5 protein-coding genes and 1 pseudogene are annotated in these 4,369 nt (G+C 66.7%); 5 read left to right on the top strand and 1 reads right to left on the bottom strand.

Features of this window, described 5'->3' with window-relative positions:
* Positions 1–130: pseudogene (locus DYI24_RS28405) on the bottom strand (TetR/AcrR family transcriptional regulator); the annotation flags it as partial.
* Positions 131–256: 126 nt separating this feature from the next.
* On the opposite strand from DYI24_RS28405, the gene DYI24_RS22060 reads away from it, so the two are divergent.
* Genes DYI24_RS22060 through DYI24_RS22080 form a run of 5 tightly spaced genes read left to right on the top strand, consistent with a single transcriptional unit; the run spans position 257 to position 3,962 of the window.
* Complete coding sequence (locus tag DYI24_RS22060; protein ID WP_164573850.1) at positions 257–1,441, top strand: lipid-transfer protein; 1,185 nt, start codon at positions 257–259, stop codon at positions 1,439–1,441.
* A gap of 10 nt (positions 1,442–1,451) precedes the next feature.
* Positions 1,452–1,898 (top strand): MaoC family dehydratase N-terminal domain-containing protein, encoded by a 447-nt coding sequence (locus tag DYI24_RS22065; RefSeq protein ID WP_164573851.1) that lies wholly within the window; start codon positions 1,452–1,454, stop codon positions 1,896–1,898.
* Positions 1,895–2,320, top strand: a complete 426-nt coding sequence (locus tag DYI24_RS22070; protein WP_205523630.1) for a MaoC family dehydratase — start codon at positions 1,895–1,897, stop codon at positions 2,318–2,320. Before DYI24_RS22065 ends, DYI24_RS22070 begins: the two co-directional genes overlap by 4 nt.
* A gap of 23 nt (positions 2,321–2,343) precedes the next feature.
* A complete protein-coding gene (locus DYI24_RS22075; protein WP_164573852.1) occupies positions 2,344–3,171 on the top strand; it encodes an SDR family NAD(P)-dependent oxidoreductase in 828 nt (275 codons plus the stop codon).
* 14 nt (positions 3,172–3,185) lie between these two features.
* Positions 3,186–3,962: an enoyl-CoA hydratase-related protein gene (locus tag DYI24_RS22080; RefSeq protein ID WP_164573853.1), complete on the top strand. Its 777-nt coding sequence runs from the start codon at positions 3,186–3,188 to the stop codon at positions 3,960–3,962.
* Positions 3,963–4,369 lie beyond the last annotated feature (407 nt).

Below are 4,369 nucleotides of genomic sequence, written 5' to 3' on the forward strand. Positions count from 1 at the left end.
GATGATAGCCCTGTTCGAGGAACAGATGCACCGCCGTTCGCAGCACCGCCTCGCGCTTTTCGTCGCGGGCGCGGCGGCGGCTCTCGAACGGCATCCAGGGCGATCGGTCGTCGGCGGCGTGTCCGCTCATCACAAATTCCGCAGGCAGCAATTTGGCAAGTAACTGATCCGGCGCCGATCGATTGACTCGCCAGCAGCTCGCATATATTACTCACGGGTAATAAAAAGTCCAATGGGTAAGTTTAGGGAGAGAACAATGGCGTCACCCGTCCACGTCGCCGGCGTCGGCATGATCCCGTTCGTCAAGCCGGGCGCGAACGGGCCGTATCCCCTGATGGGCGCCGAAGCGGCGCGGCTGGCCTTACGCGACGCCGGCCTCGGCTACGATGCGATCCAGCAGGCGTTCGTCGGTTACGTCTATGGCGACTCCACCTGCGGTCAGCGCGCGCTGTACCAGGTCGGCATGACCGGCATCCCGATCGTCAACGTCAACAACAACTGCTCGACAGGCTCGACCGCGCTATACCTGGCGCGGCAGGCGATCGCCTCCGGCGCTGCCGACTGCGTGCTGGCGCTCGGCTTCGAGCAGATGAAGCCCGGCGCGCTCGGCTCGGTGTTCGTCGATCGCCCCAGCGCGTTCGAGGACTTCGACGCCGCCGCCGATCAGTTGATCGACGCCCCCGGCGTGCCGCTGGCGCTGCGCTATTTCGGCGGCGCCGGCCTCAGCCACATGCAGAAATACGGTACGCCGCTGTCGTCCTTCGCCAAGGTCCGCGCCAAGGCCAGCCGTCACGCGGCGAAGAATCCGCTGGCGCTGTTCCGCAAGGAGGTCTCGGCCGACGACGTGCTCAATGACCAGGTGATCTGGCCGGGCGTGATGACCCGGCTGATGGCCTGTCCCCCCACCTGCGGCGGCGCCGCCGCGGTGCTGGTGTCCGAAGCCTTCGCCAAGAAGCACGGCCTCCGCACCGACGTCCGCATCGCCGCGCAAGCGATGACAACCGACACGGCGTCGACCTTCGAGGCGCACGACATGATGCGCGTGGTCGGCTACGACATGGCGCGCGCCGCGGCCACCAAGGTGTACGAGGATGCCGGCGTCGGGCCGGATGACATCGACGTCGTCGAGCTGCACGACTGCTTCGCCCATAACGAGTTGATCACATACGAGGCGCTTGGTCTCTGCCCCGAAGGCGGCGCCGAGAAGTTCATCGCCGACGGCGACAACACTTATGGGGGAAAGTTCGTCACCAACCCGTCGGGCGGGCTGCTATCGAAAGGCCATCCGCTCGGCGCCACCGGCCTTGCCCAGTGTTACGAGCTGACCCGGCAGCTCCGCGGCACCGCGGAGGCGACCCAGGTCGACGGCGCAAAACGCGCGCTGCAGCACAATCTCGGTCTCGGCGGCGCCTGCGTGGTGACGCTGTACGAGCGCGCGTGAGGCAAATCTGATGGTCGATCAATCCGCTGTCGGTCGCCGGTTCACCCCGGTGACCGCCCATGTCGAGGCCGGACGGCTGCGCTACTTCCTCGACACGCTCGGCGAGACCAATCCGGTTTATCGCGACGCCGCTGCGGCCAAGGCCGAAGGCTTCGCGGCGCCGCCGATCCCGCCGACCTATCTGTTTTGCCTCGAGATGCTCGACAACGAAAACCCGTTCGAGTTTCTCACGGCGCTTCAGATCGATCTCGGACGGGTGCTGCACGGCGAGCAGAGCTTCACCTACCACGCCCCGGTGATGGTCGGCGACACCCTCACCTTCAGCCCGCAGGTGACCAGCGTCACCGACAAGAAGGGCGGCGCGATGACGCTGATCGGCGTCGAAACCACCGTCAACAATCAGCACGGAGTCCACGTGGCCGATACGACGCGGACCATCGTGGTGCGCAACGGATGACCGACACGATGGACATGACCACCTCCCCCGCGGTCGGCGACCGCATCGTCCACAAACGCTTCCCGGCGATCAATCGCCACCGGCTGGCGCTGTATTGCGGCGCCTCCGGCGACCACAATCCGATCCACGTCGATATCGACTTCGCCAAGGCGTCGGGTTTTCCGGACGTATTCACCCACGGCATGCTGGTGATGGGCTATCTCGGCCAGGCACTCAGCGACGCGGTGCCGCCGGGCCGGATCCGCAGCTTTTCGACGCGATTTGCGGCGATCACCCAGGTCGGTGCCGAGATCACCTGCGAAGGCCAGGTCACTGAGCTGATCGAGGCCGGCGGCGAGCGCCGCGCCCGACTCGCCCTGACCGCCCGCGACCAGACCGGCGAGATCAAGCTCGCCGGCGAAGCGATCGTCGCCCTGTCATAACAACAAGCATTCGAGGAAACCTCATGGGCAAACTGCAAGGCAAGGTGGCGCTGGTCACCGGATCGGGCCGCGGCATCGGCCGCGCCATCGCGCTGAAGCTCGCATCCGAAGGCGCGCGCGTCGTCGTCAACGATCTCGACGCCGAACCGGGCGACGCCGTCGCTGCCGAGATCAAGGCAATGGGCAGCGATGCGATCGCGATCAATGGTAGCGTCTCGGAGCCGGGCTTCGCCGATCGCTTCGTCGGCGCCGCCGGGGAGACCTTCGGCGGCCTCGATATCATCGTCAACAACGCCGGCTACACCTGGGACTCGACGATCCAGAAGATGACCGACGAGCAATTCCAGGCGATGCTCGACGTGCATCTGGTGGCGCCGTTCCGCATCCTGCGCGCGGCCGCCGAGCCGATCCGGATATTCGCCAAGAAGGAAGCCGAGGCCGGTCAGGAGGTGTTCCGCAAAGTCGTCAACATCTCGTCGATCGCCGGGCTCTACGGCAATGCCGGCCAGGCCAGCTACTCGTCGGCGAAGGCCTCGCTGGTCGGACTGACGCGCACGCTGTGCAAAGAATGGGGCCGCTACAAGGTCAACGTCAATTGCGTCGCGTTCGGCCTGATCAACACCCGCCTCACCCAGCCGATCGAGGCGCAGCAGAAGACCATCGACGTCGCCGGCCGCGACATCAAGGTCGGGGTGCAGCCGCAGATGCTGGATGCGATGGCGCGGATGATCCCGCTCGGGCGCGGCGGCACGCCGGAGGAAGCGGCTGACGCGGTGTATCTGTTCTGCAGCCCGGAATCCAACTACGTCAGCGGCCAGGTGCTGGTCTGCGGCGGCGGCTTGATCCTGTAAGCGGACATACGGCGATGACCCTGGTTCTGTCGGAGCGGCGCGGCGCCGTCGCGGTGCTGACGCTGAACAACCCGGCGCAATACAACGCGATGCGCCGCGGCCTGCTCAGCGAGCTCGGCGCCGAATTGAACGCGGCGCTCGCCGACCACGCGGTCCGCGCCATCCTGCTCACCGGTGCCGGCAAAGGCTTCTGCGCCGGCGCGGCGCTCGGCAGCGAGACCTTCAACGCCGGCGCCGACGTCGCGCCGTGGATGCGCGCCGAACTCAGCCCGGTGCTGGAGGCGATGCGCGGCGCCGCGAAGCCGATCGTCGTCGCCGTCAACGGCCCCGCGGCCGGCGCCGGCGTCGGACTTGCGCTCGCCGGCGACATCGTTCTGGCGGCGCGCTCGGCGAAGTTCGTGCTGAGCTTCGTCAAGCTCGGCGCCGCACTCGATGCCGGCACCTCGCTGTTCGTGCAGCGCGCGATCGGCGTCGCCCGCGCCCGCGCCCTAGCGCTGCTCGGCCGTCCGCTGTCCGCCGAACAGGCCGAGCAATCCGGCCTGATCTTCCAGGCCGTCGACGATGAGCGCCTGATGGACGAAGCGATGGCGATCGCCGAGCAGCTCGCGGCCGGTCCGCCGATCGGCATCGGCCTGATCAAGCGCCAGATCGAAGCGGCATGGAGCGCCCCGCTCGCGCAGGTGCTGGACGACGAAGCCGAGCAGCAGGGCCGTGCCTTCGTCACCGCCGACCTGCGCGAAGGCGCCGCCGCCTTCGTCGAGAAACGCGCGCCGAACTTCACCGGCCGCTGACGGAGCAGTGCCGAGGCTGTAGCGGGTCAACGGCCGCAGCGCTGGTCGCGGCTTGTGCCATCCGTTTGATGGAGGTGATCCAAGCCCAGACTTCGCTCTTGCTGGAGTGGAGCGCGGACGGAGGCATTTTCAATGAACCGTCCGCGTAGGCTTTACTGATTTTTAACGACCGGAATTTTCGAGCATTATAGGCGCTGGACAACCAGAGCGCGATTAGTACGGCCTCCCTTTCCCGTACCCAGGCGAAGGGATTACAACGATGTTATTCCCTAGAGGTCTCCTCCTGAACGCCGCCGTCATCGCAGTCGCGCTGAGCGTGCCAGGCCCGTCACCGGCCGCCGACGACATCTCCAAACTGCCTCGCCAACACATCGATCTGGTCGCGCCGCCGTTCGTCCACCCACATC

Origin of the sequence: Rhodopseudomonas sp. BR0C11, assembly GCF_010820945.1 — a bacterium.
Taxonomy (GTDB): domain Bacteria; phylum Pseudomonadota; class Alphaproteobacteria; order Rhizobiales; family Xanthobacteraceae; genus Rhodopseudomonas; species Rhodopseudomonas palustris_H.